The organism is Arthrobacter sp. 05L45_2 (genome assembly GCF_056397525.1).
Genome location: NZ_JBFTNO010000078.1, coordinates 1 through 17,481 on the forward strand (window position 1 = coordinate 1; position 17,481 = coordinate 17,481).

18 protein-coding genes and 2 pseudogenes are annotated in these 17,481 nt (G+C 65.8%); 9 read left to right on the plus strand and 11 right to left on the minus strand.

What is annotated here, in order from left to right; genetic code table 11:
- A partial coding sequence (locus tag AC1DHD_RS08160; protein ID WP_476879225.1) for a peptide deformylase occupies window positions 1–543 on the minus strand: 543 nt, incomplete at its 3' end.
- A gap of 9 nt (window positions 544–552) precedes the next feature.
- Window positions 553–1,509, minus strand: coding sequence for a hypothetical protein (locus AC1DHD_RS08165; RefSeq protein WP_476879226.1), 957 nt, complete (start codon window positions 1,507–1,509; stop codon window positions 553–555).
- A 79-nt stretch (window positions 1,510–1,588) separates the two neighbouring features.
- On the opposite strand from AC1DHD_RS08165, the gene AC1DHD_RS08170 reads away from it, so the two are divergent.
- Window positions 1,589–1,993: a nuclear transport factor 2 family protein gene (locus AC1DHD_RS08170; RefSeq protein WP_476879227.1), complete on the plus strand. Its 405-nt coding sequence runs from the start codon at window positions 1,589–1,591 to the stop codon at window positions 1,991–1,993.
- 11 nt (window positions 1,994–2,004) lie between these two features.
- Here AC1DHD_RS08170 and AC1DHD_RS08175 read toward each other — a convergent pair whose 3' ends face one another.
- Genes AC1DHD_RS08175 through AC1DHD_RS08185 form a run of 3 tightly spaced genes read right to left on the minus strand, consistent with a single transcriptional unit; the run spans window position 2,005 to window position 5,099 of the window.
- A complete protein-coding gene (locus AC1DHD_RS08175; RefSeq protein ID WP_476879228.1) occupies window positions 2,005–3,144 on the minus strand; it encodes an FAD-dependent oxidoreductase in 1,140 nt (379 codons plus the stop codon).
- Window positions 3,137–3,853 (minus strand): class I SAM-dependent methyltransferase, encoded by a 717-nt coding sequence (locus tag AC1DHD_RS08180; RefSeq protein ID WP_476879229.1) that lies wholly within the window; start codon window positions 3,851–3,853, stop codon window positions 3,137–3,139. The genes AC1DHD_RS08175 and AC1DHD_RS08180 overlap by 8 nt, the downstream gene beginning before the upstream one ends.
- Window positions 3,854–3,863: 10 nt before the next feature.
- Window positions 3,864–5,099: a type III polyketide synthase gene (locus tag AC1DHD_RS08185; protein ID WP_476879230.1), complete on the minus strand. Its 1,236-nt coding sequence runs from the start codon at window positions 5,097–5,099 to the stop codon at window positions 3,864–3,866.
- Window positions 5,100–5,229: 130 nt separating this feature from the next.
- Here AC1DHD_RS08185 and AC1DHD_RS08190 point away from each other — a divergent pair.
- Window positions 5,230–7,354, plus strand: a pseudogene (locus tag AC1DHD_RS08190) (ATP-binding cassette domain-containing protein).
- Between the two features lie 978 nt (window positions 7,355–8,332).
- On the opposite strand, the gene AC1DHD_RS08195 reads toward AC1DHD_RS08190, so the two are convergent.
- The 5 genes from AC1DHD_RS08195 to AC1DHD_RS08215 all read right to left on the minus strand — a co-directional run bounded on the left by AC1DHD_RS08195 (window position 8,333) and on the right by AC1DHD_RS08215 (window position 11,995).
- On the minus strand, window positions 8,333–9,271 hold the full coding sequence (locus AC1DHD_RS08195) for a methyltransferase family protein (RefSeq protein ID WP_476879231.1): 939 nt from the start codon (window positions 9,269–9,271) through the stop codon (window positions 8,333–8,335).
- A 148-nt stretch (window positions 9,272–9,419) separates the two neighbouring features.
- On the minus strand, window positions 9,420–10,055 hold the full coding sequence (locus AC1DHD_RS08200; protein WP_476879232.1) for a hypothetical protein: 636 nt from the start codon (window positions 10,053–10,055) through the stop codon (window positions 9,420–9,422).
- A 268-nt stretch (window positions 10,056–10,323) separates the two neighbouring features.
- Window positions 10,324–10,842: a GNAT family N-acetyltransferase gene (locus AC1DHD_RS08205; RefSeq protein ID WP_476879233.1), complete on the minus strand. Its 519-nt coding sequence runs from the start codon at window positions 10,840–10,842 to the stop codon at window positions 10,324–10,326.
- A 9-nt stretch (window positions 10,843–10,851) separates the two neighbouring features.
- Window positions 10,852–11,388, minus strand: a complete 537-nt coding sequence (locus AC1DHD_RS08210; RefSeq protein ID WP_476879234.1) for a GNAT family N-acetyltransferase — start codon at window positions 11,386–11,388, stop codon at window positions 10,852–10,854.
- Window positions 11,389–11,422: 34 nt separating this feature from the next.
- Window positions 11,423–11,995: a cysteine hydrolase family protein gene (locus AC1DHD_RS08215; RefSeq protein ID WP_476879235.1), complete on the minus strand. Its 573-nt coding sequence runs from the start codon at window positions 11,993–11,995 to the stop codon at window positions 11,423–11,425.
- Between the two features lie 105 nt (window positions 11,996–12,100).
- On the opposite strand from AC1DHD_RS08215, the gene AC1DHD_RS08220 reads away from it, so the two are divergent.
- The 3 genes from AC1DHD_RS08220 to AC1DHD_RS08230 all read left to right on the plus strand — a co-directional run bounded on the left by AC1DHD_RS08220 (window position 12,101) and on the right by AC1DHD_RS08230 (window position 13,298).
- Window positions 12,101–12,442: a YnfA family protein gene (locus AC1DHD_RS08220; RefSeq protein ID WP_476879236.1), complete on the plus strand. Its 342-nt coding sequence runs from the start codon at window positions 12,101–12,103 to the stop codon at window positions 12,440–12,442.
- A gap of 71 nt (window positions 12,443–12,513) precedes the next feature.
- The gene (locus tag AC1DHD_RS08225) at window positions 12,514–12,930 is read left to right on the plus strand and encodes a DUF3054 domain-containing protein (protein WP_476879237.1); all 417 of its coding nucleotides are present in this window, start codon (window positions 12,514–12,516) and stop codon (window positions 12,928–12,930) included.
- A gap of 86 nt (window positions 12,931–13,016) precedes the next feature.
- Entirely contained in the window at window positions 13,017–13,298 is a 282-nt protein-coding gene (locus AC1DHD_RS08230; protein WP_146337532.1) for an Lrp/AsnC family transcriptional regulator, read from the plus strand.
- Between the two features lie 4 nt (window positions 13,299–13,302).
- Here AC1DHD_RS08230 and trpD read toward each other — a convergent pair whose 3' ends face one another.
- A complete protein-coding gene (gene trpD / locus AC1DHD_RS08235; RefSeq protein ID WP_476879238.1) occupies window positions 13,303–14,361 on the minus strand; it encodes an anthranilate phosphoribosyltransferase in 1,059 nt (352 codons plus the stop codon).
- A gap of 112 nt (window positions 14,362–14,473) precedes the next feature.
- Between trpD and ctaE the strand changes: the two genes are divergently transcribed.
- From ctaE to AC1DHD_RS08255, 4 genes and pseudogenes are all read left to right on the plus strand, one after another.
- Window positions 14,474–15,148, plus strand: coding sequence for an aa3-type cytochrome oxidase subunit III (ctaE, locus tag AC1DHD_RS08240; protein ID WP_476879239.1), 675 nt, complete (start codon window positions 14,474–14,476; stop codon window positions 15,146–15,148).
- Window positions 15,149–15,235: 87 nt separating this feature from the next.
- Window positions 15,236–16,024: a cytochrome bc1 complex diheme cytochrome c subunit gene (qcrC, locus tag AC1DHD_RS08245; RefSeq protein ID WP_476879240.1), complete on the plus strand. Its 789-nt coding sequence runs from the start codon at window positions 15,236–15,238 to the stop codon at window positions 16,022–16,024.
- Between the two features lie 100 nt (window positions 16,025–16,124).
- Window positions 16,125–17,195 (plus strand): cytochrome bc1 complex Rieske iron-sulfur subunit, encoded by a 1,071-nt coding sequence (gene qcrA / locus AC1DHD_RS08250; RefSeq protein ID WP_476879241.1) that lies wholly within the window; start codon window positions 16,125–16,127, stop codon window positions 17,193–17,195.
- Window positions 17,173–17,481: pseudogene (locus AC1DHD_RS08255) on the plus strand (cytochrome bc1 complex cytochrome b subunit); the annotation flags it as partial. The gene qcrA and the pseudogene AC1DHD_RS08255, both read left to right, overlap by 23 nt.

The window sequence follows — 17,481 nt, forward strand, 5'->3', positions numbered from 1 at the left end:
GTGTTGGACGATCCGGGCCTGCCAGCCGGTGAAATCCCGCTGCTGTGTGCTGCCGTCCACGGCCATGAAAGTCAGGCGCACCGACTCGGGACGCATCACGGCGGCCTGCAGACCGTTCAGGGACAGGCAGCCCTCGTAGAACGCCGCCCGGGCCGTGCCGAGCGGCTCGTAGCTGGGGTTCAGCATGGCGAAGAACGGCAGTGGTTCCCGTCCCCGGACGGCAGCGACGTCCGGGTCGACGTCGAACCTGTCCTCGAGGACGGCCAGCTGGAGCGGGATGCCCAGCTGGGGCGCGGCAAGGCCAACGCCCGGCGCCTTGTGCATAACCCTGCGCATCAGGTCAATGAGGCGGCCGAGCTCGTCGTTGGTGAGCTGGCCGGTGTACGGAACAGCCACGTGGCGGAGCGCCGGATGGCCTACCTGGACGATGGGTGGCAGCACCCCGGCGTTGACGATCTCCGCGACGGATTCCCGGATGTGGTCGTCCCTGACCCGGGATTTCGGGGCGTTATGGTCGTGTTCGTTCCGTACGTTGGGAGACATGGCAACAGACTACTGTCGTCCGCATGCCGACGTGACGAAATCCTGCACGCGTCCCTTCAACTGAGTGCTGGCACCCACTTTTAGGATGCCCTGCCGGCCGGCGACGGTGATCCGCACGGGGAACAGGGTCCCCACTTTGTCCTCAGCTACGGCGTGCGGGTCACAGCGGGCCGGCCGGATACCGAGCCGGATTCCGTACGCCGGGCCGGTTGCGGACACCCGTAGCCCGACCGGCCAGCGGGCGCTGGGATCCTCCTCCACCAGCGTGGTCCCGCCGATGCTGTCAAGCGTCAGCCCCGCCCCGGCAGGGCCGGCCGTTCCGGCCTGGTTCCGCGGGGTCACCACCAGGGTCAGGACGGCGCTCCGGCCGTCCGCAGACACCGCGAGTCCGGGACCCAGCCTGAAGTCGGCCACCGCGGCGGCCGCCTGGGCGGTGCAGAGTTCGGCGTTGTTCCGGTCCAGGACACCGAACGGGTCCGTTGCGGGCGCCGTCACCGTCCTGGCCGGCTCCCCGCCGGCCGCCGCCACCCGGACCTCGACGACGGCGGACTGTGCCGAACTAGCTTCAGGGGAGGGCTGGCCGGTCTGCGTAGGGACAGGTTGCGTTTGACCTGTGCATGACGCGGCCGGCAGCCGGGCCGGCAGGCTCTTGGTCTGGCCCGGCGGCAGCTCCGTCCCGGCCGCTGCCGAGCTCCAGTTGATACCGGACTCGAACTGCGGGCTCCGCAGGCCGGCTGCGATCACGGTCATGGGCGCGGCCGTGGTGTTGGTCAGCTGGATCTCKAYGATCYGYTTGCTGTAGTTGTCGCGGAACTGGTTGATCTSSGCSGTCAGCGGTCCGGCGGCAGGACCCGCCGTCGTCGAACCGGCCCGTGTCCCCGGATCCGGAACCCCGCTGCAGGAGGCGGCGGCCACCACCGCCAACACGGTGGCAGATCGGCAGAGCATCAGGGAAAGGCGGCCCATGCGGTCAGTCTAGGCGGCGCCGCGTCCGGACGCACCGCGTTGTACCTCCCGCCGGCCAAGCGTCGGCTAGTCTCGGTCCATGACTTCCCCCACTCCGCTCGATTGCGTCCTCGGCCTGCTCCGCGCCATCGAAGCCGACGGCGGCGCGGCGGCGCTGGAACCGTTCCTGGCCGACGACTACGTCCTCACCGAAGCCCCGCACCTGCTGGGCCCGGCCGGGTCCACGCGCAACCGGTCCCAGGTCCTTGAGGGTGCCGAGCACAGCAGTGAGATCGTCTCCGGGCAGCGCTTCGACGTGGAGCGCACCACGTGTGAGGGCGGGCGGGTGGTGGTGGAGGCCGAATGGTCCGCGACGCTGCAGATCGACCTGCCGCATTGGGACCGGGGCGAGCAGATCCGGGCCCGGACGGCATCGATTTTCGAGGTCCGCGACGGCAGGATCGTTAGCCAGCACAGCTACGACTGCTACTACAAGCCCCAGTAGCCCGCAGGGCCCTAGTGCATGGTGAACCTGCGGGCGACGAACCGGTTTATCGCCGGGACCCCCGCAACGGCGGCGATGGCGCGGTTGCGCACCACCAGGGGGCCCTGCCGGAGCGGCCGGCCCAGTGCCATGTTGAGCTCGGCCTGGCGGGCCGCCCGCGCCGCATGGCGCATCCGGGCTGTTTCGAACAGCGGCAGCCCGGATGCGTCCCCGGCCAGGAGCGCCGGTACCAGCGGCGCCAGGGCCAGCGCGTCGAGCCACCCCAGGCTCATACCCTGCCCGCCGATCGGACTGATTTCATGGGCCGCATCCCCGATCAGGATCCCGCGGCCGGCCACCATCCTGCGGGCCAGGCCTGAAYGGGCGCCGAACCTGCTCAGCATGCTGTTGCTCCCGGCGTCCACGTCGATCCCTGTCCGCCGCCGGATCTCTCGGGCGAGCCAGGCGGCGTCGGCAACCCCTTCCGCGCCGGGGGATGCCTGGGATAGGCGCACAACCCAGCGGCGCAGCCGGCCGGGCAGCGGAAAGGACTCCACAATCCCGGCGCCGGCCAGGAACAGCGCGGCGTCAGGACCCAGGCCCGTGCCGTCGGCGAAGTCGCCCATGACGTAGCAGTCCGGATAGTCGCGGCGCCGCAGGTGCACGCCCAGGCCAGCCCGGGCCGTGGACCTCACCCCGTCGGCGGCAATCACCAGAGGCGCCGTGAATGTCAGCTGTTGGTCGCCGGCCCATGCCTGCACGGCGACCTGCCGGCCGTCGTCGTTCAGCGAGGACACCCGCACGCCGCGTTGAAGCGCCTGCGGGTCGAGGGCGCGGAGGCGCTGCGCAAGGACGGCTTCGGTCCGGTCCTGCGGCAGCGACAGGACAAACGGATACCGCTCCGATACCCGTGCGAAGGACATTTCAGCTCTGATGCTCCCGCCGGCCAGGGCGACCCCGCGCCGGATGGGAACGCCGCGGTGGATGAGTTCCCGGTCTACCCCGATCCGCCGCAGTGCCTCAAGGGCCGGCGGGTGGATTCCGATGGCCCGCGAGTTCGGCTCCGGTCCGGAGCGCTGTTCCAGCACGGTTACCGGAACGCCTTCCTGGGCCAGCAAGGCGGCCATAAAGAGCCCCACCGGGCCGCCGCCAACGATCAGGACGTCATTCACTGACTCGCCCCCGGACGGCCGTGGCCCTGTCCAGGACCAGCAGATTGCGGAAGGGCGCCCGGGGGGCCACGGCCCAGCCCGGGGGAGCGGCGGCCGAGAGCTCGGCCGCCGTGTAGCTTCGCCGGATCGAGGTCAGACCGTCCTGCCGGATATAGGAGCCGCGCAAGGGCAACGCGCCGACGGCGAACAAGGCGTACGCTGCGGCGCTGCGGCGCAGATCGTTGTGGATGACTTTGCCGCTGGCAAGGGCCGCCGATTCGTCGAGGAAGACCGGCAACTCGTCCGGTGCCAGATGGTGCAGGACATGGTTGGAGACCACGACGTCGTAGCGAGCGCCGCCCGCCAGCAGCTCTGCGGCTGTCTGCTGCCGGAATTCGACGCCTGCATGGCCCCGGCGGCCGGTCGCGAAAGCTGCGGCCCGCGGGTCAGGATCGATGGCCGTTACCGCGAGGGTAAACCCGTCCCGGGCTGCCCAGCGGGCCAGGAGCACCGGGACGTCGCCGCCGCCGCAGCCGATGTCCAGCAGGGTTGTGGTGCGGGTAGCGGAGAGCAGCGGCCGCAGTTCGCGCCGGTAGATGCCACGCCAGCCGGACACGGCGCGGTTGACCAGGGCGAACTGGGCGTAGGTTCGGCGCAACCGCAGCGGATCGCAGTCCTCGCGGTCCATTTCCTCGACGGCATCGACGTCACGCCGGCGGAGCGCTTGCATGGGCCGGACCTCAGACCACGGCGGTTTCCGGCCGCGGCACCCCAAGGCGTTCATCGGCGTCGCTGTTCACGGCCCGCGGTGAAATGAGTTTAGTGAACAGCGCTGTTTCAACAGTCAATCCCGGTCCAAACGCCATGGAACAGATCCGCTCCCCGCCGTCGGCCGCGTCCACACTTCCGTCCCCGCCGTCGTCGTTCGTGCCCGCCGGGAGGTCAAGGATGTACCGGATGACGAACAGCACCGTGGCGCTGCTCATGTTGCCGTAGTTGCGCAGGGTTTCGCGCGCGGGCACCAGCTGGTCATCGCTCAGCCCGAGCCGGGACTGGACCTTGTCCAATATGGACCGCCCGCCCGGATGGATGGCCCAGTGCTGGATATCCGCGTAGTCGAGACCGGCTAGCGCCGCGTCGTGGGCCAGCAATGGTTCGAGGGCCCCGACGATGTGGTCGTCGATGATGTGCGGCACGTAGGTGCCGAGGACCATTTCGAAGCCTTCGTCCCCAATGTTCCACGCCATCGCTTCTTCTCCCACCGGGGTCAGGACGGTCTCAAAGTGGTCCAGAGTCAGCAGGGCCGGCTGATCCGGGAGCTCACGGGCGCTGATGACGGCGGCCGCAGCGCCGTCGGCGAACAGCGCCGAACCCATGATGGTGTCCGGATCGTTAGAGGTCCGGACGTGCAGCGAGCAGAGTTCGGCACAGACCACCAGGACCACAGCGTCCGGGTCGGCGTCGCAGAACGATTTGGCGGCCCGCAGGGCCGGGAAGGCTGCGTAGCAGCCCATAAACCCGAGGTGGTAGCGCTGGACTGCGGGGTTTAGGCCGAGTGCGCGGACGATTTTGTAGTCGGGCCCGGGATTGAAGAAACCCGTGCAGGAAACCGTGACCAGGTGGGTGATGTCCCCGGGCAGCATACCGGGACAGGCCGCGAGGGCCTTGGCTGCTGCCTCGACGAAAAGTTTGCTGGCCTCGGAGGCGAAGATGTCGTTGCGGACCTTGGTGCTGGGGCTGAGCAGCAGGCCTGTGGCCGGGTCGAAGAATTGCGGATCCTCCGACCGGAAGTCGGTGGTGAGTTCCCGGACGGCGGTGTAGCGCGTGTCGATGGCGGCGGAGTCGAAGCAGGTGCTGACCAGCCGGGCGCCGAGCCGGCTGAGCCCCGGCTGGGCGGCGAAGACGTCGCGGGMTTCGGCTTGGATCAGGAGCGTGGGMGGGACAGCAGTTTCGAGGGACCTCAGGTAGACCGTCATGGTTCATTCTCAGTGAGGGCCGCAGATAGCACAATGATTAGCCCACCGACTGTTCTAAGCTGTTCACATCCAGCGGGCGACGCCGTCGAGCCCGCCTGGGGACGGCCGGGCGGGAACAGAGGGAGACTCGATGAGCATGGCAGCGACCACCGACACGCAGGGCCCGGCGCCGCATATTGCCGACACACACGACCTCATCCGGGTCCAGGGCGCCCGCGAGAACAACCTCAAAGACGTCAGCGTGGAAATTCCAAAACGCCGGCTCACTGTCTTCACAGGAGTCTCCGGCTCGGGGAAGAGCTCCCTGGTCTTCGCCACCATCGCTGCGGAGTCCCAGCGGATGATCAATGAGACCTACAGCGCCTTCGTCCAGGGCTTTATGCCCACCCTGGCCAGGCCGGACGTGGACCTGCTCGAGGGGCTGACGACGGCGATCATCGTACCTGACGGCCCTCTATGACGAGTCCAAGTCGCTGGCCGGGGGCGCGCTGTCGATCCCCGGCTACAGCATGGACGGGTGGTACGGGCGGATCTTCAGTGGCTCAGGCTTTTTCGACATGGACAAGCCGATCAGCAAGTTCACCAAGAAGCAGCTCCACGACCTCCTCTACAAAGAGCCCACCAAGATCAAGGTCGAGGGCATCAACCTCACCTATGAAGGCCTGATCCCCAAGATCCAAAAATCCATGCTGTCCAAGGATCCGGAATCCATGCAGCCGCACATCCGTGCCTTCGTTGACCGGGCCATCACGTTTGCCCTCTGCCCTGAGTGCGACGGCACCCGGCTCAGCAAGGAGGCACGGTCCGCCAGGATCAACGGAAAGAACATCGCGGACGTCTGTGCCATGCAGATCAGCGACCTGGCCGGCTGGGTCCGCGAGCTGCGGGAACCGTCAGTCGCGCCGTTGCTGCGCGGACTGCAGCACTTGCTGGACTCCTTCGCCGACATTGGGCTGGGCTACCTCTCACTGGACCGCCCGGCCGGGACGCTGTCCGGGGGAGAGGCCCAGCGGACCAAAATGATCCGGCACCTGGGGTCCTCGCTCACCGACATCACCTACGTTTTTGATGAGCCCACGATCGGCCTTCACCCGCACGACATTGAACGGATGAACGGCCTGCTGCTGCAGTTGCGGGATAAGGGCAACACTGTCCTGGTGGTGGAACACAAGCCCGAGACCATCGCGATCGCGGACCATGTCATCGACCTGGGGCCGGCCGCCGGTTCCGGCGGCGGTCAGGTGGTCTTCGAGGGGAGTGTCGAGGATTTGCGGGGGAGCGGCACCATCACCGGACAACACCTGGATGACCGTGCCGGGCTTCGGGGCTCCTTCCGCCAGTCCGCGGGTGCCCTGGAAGTCCGTGGCGCTGCGACGCACAACCTCCGGGACGTCGACGTCGACATTCCCCTCGGTGTGCTGTGCGTTCTGACCGGTGTGGCCGGGTCCGGCAAAAGTAGCCTGATCAACGGTTCGGTGGCGGGCCGGGACGGCGTGGTCATCATCGACCAGGGCGCCATCCGCGGTTCCCGCCGCAGCAACCCGGCAACCTACAGCGGGCTGCTCGAGCCCATCCGCAAGGCGTTCGCGAAGGCCAACGGCGTCAAACCGGCGTTGTTCAGTTCGAACTCCGAAGGAGCCTGCCCCACGTGCAACGGGGCCGGCGTGATCTACACAGAGCTGGGCGTGATGGCCACCGTGGAATCGACCTGCGAGGAATGCGAGGGGAAACGGTTCCAGGCGTCGGTGCTGGAGTACACGCTGGGCGGCCGCAACATCGCCGAGGTGCTCGCCATGTCAGTCACCGAGGCTGAGGCGTTTTTTGCCGAGGGGGATGCCAAGACGCCGGCAGCGCACAAGGTGCTGGACCRCCTGGCCGACGTCGGCCTCGGTTACCTGAGCCTGGGGCAGCCGCTCACCACACTGTCCGGAGGCGAGCGTCAACGGCTCAAGCTTGCCACCCAGATGGCCGAGAAGGGCGACGTCTACGTCCTCGACGAACCGACGACGGGCCTGCACCTGGCCGATGTGGAGAACTTGCTGGGGCTTCTCGACCGGTTGGTCGACGGCGGCAAGTCCGTCATCGTCATCGAGCACCACCAGGCAGTCATGGCGCATGCGGATTGGATCATTGACCTCGGGCCGGGCGCCGGGCACGACGGCGGCAAGATCGTTTTTGAGGGGACGCCGGCTGAGCTGGTGGCGGCCGAGTCCACGCTCACAGGCGAACATCTGGCAGCGTATGTCGGGAAATAGATCCGGCGCGTGCGGCATATTGTTTGCACTAACTGAATTCATCTCGGTATTTCTTCGTAAAGGGCTTGTAATTTCGGTGTGCGCTAATTAGATTAATTCCTAATAACGGATTTATCGCATAAATTGCCGGGGGAGTAGCTGCCCTCTTGGCCAACCGGGGTCTTGATCAACCGCAGTCCCCGTGGGTGGCTTCACGTGGCCACCTGCGTTGCCCCTGCGGTCCCGTGGGACGTGCGCTTCAGGAGAATCCAAGGAACAGCTGATGCCGGACGGCGCCGGAGCGCTAACAGCGAGATTGTGCATACGCCCGCGAATCGGCCTCAGCAGGCGACTGAGAGCTCATCAATTCAACCCGGACATATTTAGCTGAGTGCATTTTCCGGTTCACCGATGAAATCATTTGATGTCACTGGAAAGCCTGCTGAAATCACCAGTGCACTTTTTTGTCATCGACACTGTAGTTCGTTCTCTGTAAACCTGGCTGGCGTTGAGTCAGGCGAATGAACGAACGCGACTCACAACGTCAGCCACAGACGCTTGCTGAACGACTCGGTGGAGACTAAATCTGCCTGGATACGGGCCCGCTCTCGAAACTATCAAGAACGCCGATAATCAACATTATGTCAAGTAACATGAAAAGCGCTGAACAGGTTCTCGCTCCACAACTCCCCGCCTGCCGCCCGCCATGCGGTTGCCTTCGACGTCAGCGATCACTCCCGAAGGAAATCCGCGCTGGTACGCCACGGGCCTCCGTCGCCCAACCATCTGCCCACAGCGGATCAATCGGTTTGCAACATCGTCGTCGACGGGAACCCGGCGATACACCAACGCGGCAAGGTCGACGTCGGACTCCGGTCACAAGACTCCGGTCACGCACGTACGGCCGTCGGAACAGATCCGGGCGACGAAGACCCGGCTCACGGCTCCTCTCCCCCGGCGTTCGAGGCACGCATGCGTCTCTTGGCCGAATCCTCCGGCTCACAAGGTTGGCGCGTCGCTCGCCCGAGGGTGGGCCGTTGGCAGCCGTGGGATCCAGCAGCGCACAGCGGCGCGGTAGCGCTCGAAGTCGTCCCCGAACCGCGTCCGGAGATCGGACTCCTCCAACGGCCTTACCACGTAGTTCCAGACCAGCGAGCCTGCGACGGCGTATGCGATGACCAGCCAGGAATGCATGATGAGGCCGACCGAAGCGCCCTGGACGATGCCCGCCAGCGCCATCGGGTTGCGAATCCAGCGGTACGGGCCGGCGATGACCAGCCGGTTCGGCATCGCCGACGGAAGCGGTGTCCCTAGCCCGCGCGTTGACATGGCTACTGCCGACCAAATCCCGAGTGCACTTGCTATTACCAGCGCCGCGGCACCGGCAAGTCCGGCCCCCGGCGGAAACGGAAGCGCCACCTGCCAGCGCATCTCGAAGAAGCGAATGACCCACGGCAACAGACCAAGGAAGAATCCCCAAAAGATCACGATCTGCCCGAAGGTAGCGAGCACATGGGGAGCCGTCGTCGGCCGTCTGGTGGCGGTCCTGAAGGCGAACGGACCGCGGAGGATCCATTCCGTAGGAACGCGGCCCAGCCACACCGCGCACAGGGCGATCAGGGATCCCGCCGTTGCGGCGCCCATGCCCAGCACACCCCAGCCGGCCTGGCCGGTGAGCGTTGCGTAGACCGCGAGGGCGAGGGCGACGGCGGCAGTCCAGCCGGCGTTCACGGAAGCTGCCGCCCGCACACCGAAAGCTGCGGCGGCGGAGGCCATCACGAACAACGGAATATCAACGACGGCGATCGCTGCGGGGTCGAGTTTGCCGAGCGTCACCTGACGCAGTGCAGGCCACAACCAGACTCCGACCCACCAACAGGCCCCTGCAGCAGCTTGCAATCCGAAGTAAGACCGGCCCCACCGCTCAATGCCTGTCATGCGTCATTGCCCCATCAATGGTTGCTCTGGAGCTGGCTCGTGCCAGCTCCGGCATCAGCCTACCGATCTCTTGCGCCCGGACCGTTCAGGCGCGAAAGCAACCCGCCGGTCCCCCGCCGGCGGGCTCCTTCGTCCGATCAGGACGTGCTCACGCGTAGTCGAGGCTCAGCAAGAGGGCCTTGAGCTGGGCGTACTGGTCGGTATTCATCCAGGCCCGTGCCGCGCCCTGGTTCTTGAACGCGGGCTCGTCGAACAGCACGCGGCTGAACAGCCCGCCGTTACCCGTCTGGACGAGGCTGCACCACGAAGCGACGCCCTCCCCCTGCGCCAAAGACCGTGGATCGACCAGGCCCATGTAATAGGCGTTGACGTCGCCGATGGCTTCGACGGCGAACCCGAAGACCGGCTCCGTTCCGTCGGGCGCCGTCATTCCGGGAACCGCCGCCTGGTCGAGCACGTGGCGTGTCACCGGACCAGCGGCGCAGCCGGCAGTGACACCATTGGCAAAGGACAACAGATCGTTGCCCGCGCCGTCCGTGACGATGACTTCGATGCCGGGCAGTCCCGCCGGAGGCTGCACGGTCCGGACAGTCCACGATGCGGGGTACTGGAAGGAAATGTGCCCGTCCGGAAAGGTGAACGACTTCAGCGCCTGCGGTGCGTGTTTGGACGGCGACGCCGGAGCCGTCAAGGCACGCTCGGCGGCATTGGCCTGCACCGCCGGCCGGGCAGCCGCCGCAGGAACGACGGAAAGCGGGGCGGCCAGATCGGACACGTCGGTCACCTGCCGGGGTTCGGGTGAAGCTGCGGTTCCTGCCTGTGACCCACATCCGGTGAGCACCAGGCTGGCGGCAAAGCCTGCCAACGTGACAGTCGTCCAAAGGCTGGTGCGGTTGCTTTTCATTGTCTAACCCCCAAATATCCGTTATCGCGGGCTGAACCGCCCGCTAGACATTAGGTTTCCCGGCGAGGGACGAAAATTACGGGCGCACCTACGAAACTTGATTGACCAGGCGGGCCCGCAGCTGGCGGCACCGAGGTGGAACCCGGGGTCAGGCGGTTGCCACCCAGTAGCGCCGCTTGCCCTTGCGCGAGTCCTCGTACACACCGCCGTTCTTCTCGATGGTTGCCCGGGATCCAACGTTGCCTTCGTCGCAGGTGATGAGTGCGGGGCCGATCCCAAGGTCCCGGGCCACCGGCAACGCATCCGCCAACGCCCGTGACGCGTGTCCGCGACGGCGGGCGGACGGCCTAACGCTGTAGCCAATATGGCCACCCTCGTTGAGGAGGAAGTCGTTCAGCTCGTGCCGAATGGCCAGCGATCCAAGGAACGTGCCGCCGTCCACAATCCACAGGTACGTGCACGGGACATACCCAGGCTTTCGGGGAGTTTCAGGCAACGCGGCACTGACCAATTCCTCGACAAATGCGGCGAAAGCCCCGGGGTCCTGCAGGTTCTGGAGCGACCAGTCCTCTCCCCCGCCGCCGTCGCGATGGGCGCCGTCGAACTCTGCCGACCCTTCCAGCCACGAGCTATGGAAACGAACGTCGGGTGCAGTCAGGCTGGTCATCCGTCGATCCTACGTCCCATGAAGCGGGCGAGCGGTAGGCCGCGACACGGCGAAAACCAGGGAATCGCGCCACTGTCCCCGAATCAGCCTGTCGGCCCTCCGAAGCCCCTTACAGGACATCCCGATCTTCGAGAGCACCCGCGCTGAGGCGGCGTTCTCCGGCCTGCAGGTGGCGCTGACGGATTGCAGACCCTGTTCGTCCAACCCGAACGCCAGAAGTGCTGAGGCGGCCTCCGTGGCGTAGCCGCTGCCCCAATGGTCCGGGGCGATGACGTAGCCAAGCTCCCCGTGGCCGTGGGCGAGAGTCAAACCGACAGTTCCCAGCGGGCCGCCCAATGGAGCGGCCACTGCGAGCGTGAAGTCGACCCGCGGGGAGGCACCTTGTGCCTGGACGCAGGATTCCAGGAACCCCCTGGTGTCGGACTCAGTGTTCGGGCCCCATTCAACAAACTCGGCGACCCGCTCGTCCGAGGCGAATGTGTGGACCGCAGCGAAGTCGTCCATGGTGTACTCACGCAGGATCAGCCGTTCAGTCCTCAGTCGCATCCCAACATCATGCCGGACCGCTGGAAATGTGCGCTCAGGCGGCCGGCTCTGTCCCGCCGTCGAAGGTCACATCCCTGGTCTGCACCACCTCGGCGGTACGCCCGGGGGCGGAGTGGTTCTCCCAGTAGAGATTGGTGTGCGCTATGACCTGCTCCGGCGGGGGTGCACCCCAGTCGGTCAAGTCCTYCGTTGTGTGGGCATCGGCCACCAGGGTCACGTCATACCCGCGCACAAAAGCACCGTGGATGGTGGACCGGATACATTCGTCCGTCTGCGCCCCGGTCACCAAGAGCCGGCCGACACCGGCGTGCGCCAGGACGTCCTCAAGGTCGGTCCCCTCGAAGGAGTCCCCGTACGACTTGTGCACCAGGGCCTCGGAGTCCTGGGGCGTTAGGGCGGGCACGTATTTCCACGCTTCACTCCCCCGCTCCAGCTGGGCATCCGAATGCTGCACCCAGACGACTGGAACCGCCGCTTCGCGGGCCTTGCCGAGCAGCTCGGCGATGTTCGTGATGACGGCATCGCGCTGCACCACCCCCTCCAGCACGCCGTTCTGTACATCGATGACCATCAGGGCCGTGTTGGGCCTGCCGGGCAGTGTTGTCATAGCGCTCTCCTCCGCGTCCGCCTACCGGCATCATGGTAGGCCGCCGCCCCGCTATGCACCACAGGCCGCCGCGCGCTCGGATCCCGGATGCGCGATGATGTGGACATGACAATCCTGAAGTCCGTCCTGCTCTTTGTGCTTGCCGCCGTCGCGGAAATTGGCGGGGCGTGGTTAGTCTGGCAGGCCATCCGGGAGGGCCGGGCCTGGTGGTGGGCCGGGCTGGGGATCATTGCCCTGGGAATCTACGGATTCGTGGCCACTCTGCAGCCGGATGCGCACTTCGGACGCATCCTCGCCGCGTATGGCGGCGTCTTCGTCGCGGGATCCCTCGCCTGGGGCATGGTCTTCGACCGATTCCGGCCCGACCGCTGGGACGTCATCGGTTCCCTGGTCTGCCTCGTGGGAGTCGCGGTAATTATGTTTGCCCCGCGCGCTCCCGTCACCTGAGCAACGCTGAGGAACGCCCGGGAAAACCGACGACGGTCAGCAGCTCAGGCAGTCGCGGCTACGCTGGAAGTATGCTTTCGAACAGTTCCCTGCCGACGCAGCGCCCCGCCACCAAACGCGCCACAGTGATAGCCGCCGTCGCCGACGTCGTCCTGATCCTCCTCTTCGCGGCCATCGGCCGTGACGCACACCAGCGCGGCGAAATCATTACCGGCGTCCTGGCCACAGCGTGGCCGTTCCTGGCCGGGGCCGCGGCGGCCTGGCTCGCCTTCCGGCTCTGGCGCGGACCCCTCGCGGTGTGGCCGGCCGGCGTCGCAGTCTGGCTGGGAACGGTGGCGGTGGGGATGCTCCTCCGGGCGTTGACCGGGCAGGTTGTGGTGCTGCCGTTCGTGATCGTGGCCCTGATCAGCCTCGCGGTATTCCTGCTTGGCTATCGGCTGCTGGTGGCGGCCGCGCGTCGCCTAAAGGCACGGCGCCAGCGGGGCTGATGCACTAGGCTTGCAGGCAGATGGCACGGCCCTTTGAGGCCAATCGATACGCCGGCAACGGCGCGACAGATCCGAAAGGTTCCCCTGTGATCACCGCTTTCGTCCTGATCAAGACTGACGCTTCCGCAATTCCGGAAACGGCCGAAAAAATCTCCGCGATTCCCGGCATCAGCGAGGTCTATTCCGTCACCGGCGAGTGGGACCTGATCGCGATTGCCCGGGTGGCCAAGCATGAGGAACTCGCGGACGTCATCGCGGACAAACTCTCAAAGGTTCCCGCGGTGGTTCACACCACCACCCACATTGCGTTCCGCGCGTACTCGCAGCACGATCTCGACGCGGCCTTCGCCCTGGGCTTCGAACAGTAAAGACCTAGTCGCGCGACAGCGCGACCCACCGGTCCAGGACCGCAGCCGCAGCGCCGGACCCGACCGATTCCTCGGCCCGGGCCATCGCCGCGGCCATCCGCTCAGTCAACGGGCCGGTGGCCTCGAGGTCGAAGGAGACCAGGCCGGCAGCAGCGTTCAACAGGGCAGCGTCCCTTGCCGGACCCGGCTCACCCGCCAGGACAGACCGGACGACGGCGGCATTGGCCACGGCGTCCCCGCCCCGCAGTTCCTCAACCGTCGCCTGCCGGATCCCCAGGTCCCGCGGGTCAAAAACGCCTTCAGTGACCACGCCGTCGCGGATTTCCCAGATGCGGGACGGTCCGGTGGTGGTCAGTTCATCAAGCCCGTCGTTACCGCGGAAGACCAGGCCCCGGCTGCCGCGTTTGGCGAGGACACCGGCTACCAGCGGGGCCATGCGTTCATTGGCGACGCCGACGGCGGACGCCTGGACGTGGGCCGGGTTGGTCATCGGTCCCAGGAAGTTGAAGGCCGTCGGCACCCCGAGTTCGCGGCGTGCGACGGCGGCGTACCGCATCGAGGGGTGGAACACCTGGGCGAAGCAGAACGTAATGCCGGCTTCTTCGGCGTTCCGGGCCACCCGCGGGATCGGCAGGTCAAGACGGACACCCAGCGCTTCGAGGACGTCCGCGGAACCCGACGTCGACGACGACGCGCGGCCGCCGTGCTTGACCACTTTGGCCCCCGCCCCGGCTGAGACAAGGGCAGCCATGGTGGAAATGTTGACGGTGTTCAACTGGTCGCCGCCGGTACCGACAATGTCGAGCTTCTGGCCGGCGATCTCGAGCGGGTTCGCCGAGTCAATCATTGCCTCGACCAGACCGGTGAGTTCCTCCACCGTCTCGCCTTTGGCGCGCAAAGACACCAGGAAGCCGGCCACCTGGGCCGGGGTGGCCTCGCCGGACATGATGGAGTTCATGGCCCACTCCGTGTCGCCGGCGGTGAGGTCCGTGCCGTTGATCAGCGCGCCGATGAGGCGCGGCCACGTCTTGCCTGCCGCCTGTTCAGATGCCTGGGAAGTCACGTTCCGATGCTATCGACCCGGGGGCTGCAATGCCCAATGCGAAGGGGTCCGGGAACTTTTCCGCGTGATTTCGCGTCTTWGTAGAAAAAGTCCCCTCAAAACGCGGTTTGCGTTGGGCAGGACAGAGTTTTACAGACATAATGTCTATGTGACATCTGCGACCCATGCCCCCAGTACCCCGGCGCACCCGACGCTGAATCGCCCGAACATGGTTTCCGTTGGAACCGTTGTCTGGCTGTCCAGTGAGTTGATGTTCTTCGCCGGTCTCTTTGCCATGTACTTCACACTCCGTTCGACGTCCGGACAGATGTGGGCTGAAGAGACAGCCAAGCTCAACTTCCCCTTTGCGCTCGTTAACACGATCGTCCTCGTGGCCAGTTCCTTTACTTGCCAGATGGGCGTCTTCGCCGCCGAACGGCTTCAGCCGCGTCGGCTTGGCGGTCCCCTGAGCTTCACCCGCTGGGGAATGAATGAGTGGTTCACACTCACATTCATCATGGGTGCGTTCTTCGTGGCCGGCCAGACGACCGAGTACGCCATGCTCGTCTCCGAGCACGTCTCGCTCTCCACCAACGCCTACGGTTCGGCGTTCTACATGACCACGGGCTTCCACGGCCTGCACGTTATCGGCGGCCTCATTGCCTTCCTGCTCATCATCGGACGCTCCTTCGCAGCGAAGAAGTTCGGGCACTTCGAAGCAACCTCCGCGATCGTCACCTCGTACTACTGGCACTTCGTCGACGTCGTATGGATCGGCCTCTTCCTGGTCATCTACGTCCTCAAGTAGCCACGGCTTGACTCTTTTTCTACAAGAGGCAGAATTTCAAGAAGCGGCTCCCGGAGCCAACGCAGCATCGAAAAAAGGAACCACCACGTGAAGGCACTCTCGCAGAAGCGACGTCACCCACTGGCAGCAGTTGCGCTGCTGCTTATGGGTCTCCTCATCACTGGTGGGCTGTACGCCGTCGCCACCACCGTCAACCAGGCCAAGGCCGACACCACCACCTTCAGTGCAAGTGACGCGGAAGAGGGCGGCAAGTTGTTCGCCGCCAACTGCGCCACCTGCCACGGCATGGGTGCCAGTGGTTCACAGGCCGGACCGTCGCTTGTGGGCGTCGGCGCCGCCGCCGTTGACTTCCAGGTTGGCACCGGACGTATGCCCATGCAGATGAACGGCCCGCAGGCTTACAAGAAGCCGGCGCAGTTCAACGAGGAGCAGACCCACCAGCTCGCGGCGTACGTCGCTTCGCTGGCACCCGGCCCCTCGATCCCCGAGGCCGGTGTGCTTGATGAGAAGGGCGACGCCGCCAAGGGCGGCGAGCTCTTCCGCACCAACTGCGCGATGTGCCACAACGCCGCTGCCGCCGGCGGTGCGCTGACCCGGGGCAAGTTCGCCCCGGCCCTCGCCGACGTTTCCGGCAAGCACATCTACGAGGCCATGGTCACCGGCCCGCAGAACATGCCCGTCTTCAGCGACGCCAACGTCTCCCCTGAAGGCAAGCGCGACATCATCACCTTCCTCAAGCAGATTGAGGCCAACGGCTCACCGGGCGGCAACGACCTCGGCGCCCTGGGTCCGGTCTCCGAGGGCCTGTTTGTTTGGATCGCCGGCCTGGGCGTCATCATCGCCTTCACCATTTGGCTGACTTCGCGGACGTCCTAGGCGTCAGCGGCACTTGTAAGAATTTTCTGCTGATCCGTCAGCAGTTTGAATTGAAAACTAACTCGACACTGGTCGAGACGAGAGAAGGATGAGGCGAATTATGGGCAACCATAGTGACGGCAGTCCGAACCACTCGGGCACCGTAGCTACGGCTGGTCAGAATGAGGTGGAGAAGTTCCAGGATCCTGGAATTCCCCCGCATCGTTTGCGCCTGGCTGACACGGACCCGAGGGCCGCCAAGCGAGCGGAACGGCAGGTGGCCCTTCTGTTCGGCGCCTCGGTCGTGGGCACCCTGATATTCCTGGTGGCGTACTTCGCCATCGATCTTGGAAATGACTCCTCGATCGCCACCATCCGGCTGCAGAACACCCTGCTGGGCATTGGCACCGCCTTCGCCATGCTGGGTATCGGCACCGGTATCGTGCACTGGGCCAAGGCCCTTATGCCGGACCACGAAGTGTCGGAAGAGCGCCACGCTATCCGCACCGAAGAGGACCGCCTGGCCGCCGTCCGGATCGTCGACGACATCGTCGAGGAAACTGGTATCAAGCGCCGTCCGCTGATCCGCAACACCCTGCTTGGCGCCGTCGCCCTCGCCCCGCTGCCGGCCCTGGCCGTCTTCGGCGACCTCGGCCCCCGTCCGGACAACAAGCTGGCACACACCATGTGGGCCCCTGTTGACGGGAAGACCAAGCGCCTGACCCGCGACCCCGATGGCACCCCCATCAAGGCTGCGGACGTCACCATCGGCTCGGCTTTCCACGTCATCCCGGAAGGCCTGAACGAGCTGCACGAAGGCAAGCTGAACGAGAAGGCCAAGTCGGTCGTCCTGCTCATGCGCCTGAACCCCGAGTCCCTCAAGCCCTCCCCGGGCCGTGAGGACTGGAGCTACAACGGCATCGTTGCCTACTCCAAGATCTGCACCCACGTCGGTTGCCCTGTTGCCCTGTACGAGCAGCAGACCCACCACCTGCTGTGCCCGTGCCACCAGTCAACCTTCGACCTGACCCAGGAATGCAAGGTTATCTTCGGCCCGGCCAGCCGGCCGCTCCCGCAGCTGCCCATCGCCGTAGACGACGAAGGTTACCTCTACGCTACGAGCGACTTCAAAGAACCTGTTGGACCTAGCTACTGGGAGCGTGATGAGCATGAGCGCAACGTCAACAGCTAACACCCCCACCTTCGTCGCCAAGACCAAGGGCGGCCGCATCACCGACTTCGTCGACCAGCGCGTCGGCGGCTCCGGCATCCTCCGTGAATTCGGCCGGAAGGTCTTCCCCGACCACTGGTCCTTCATGTTCGGCGAGGTGGCGCTGTACTCCTTCGTCATCCTGCTGCTCTCCGGCACCTTCCTGACGTTCTTCTTCGATCCGTCGATGGCGGAAACCCACTACCAGGGTTCCTACCTGCCGCTGAAGAACGTTGAAATGTCCGTGGCGTACAACTCGTCCCTGAAC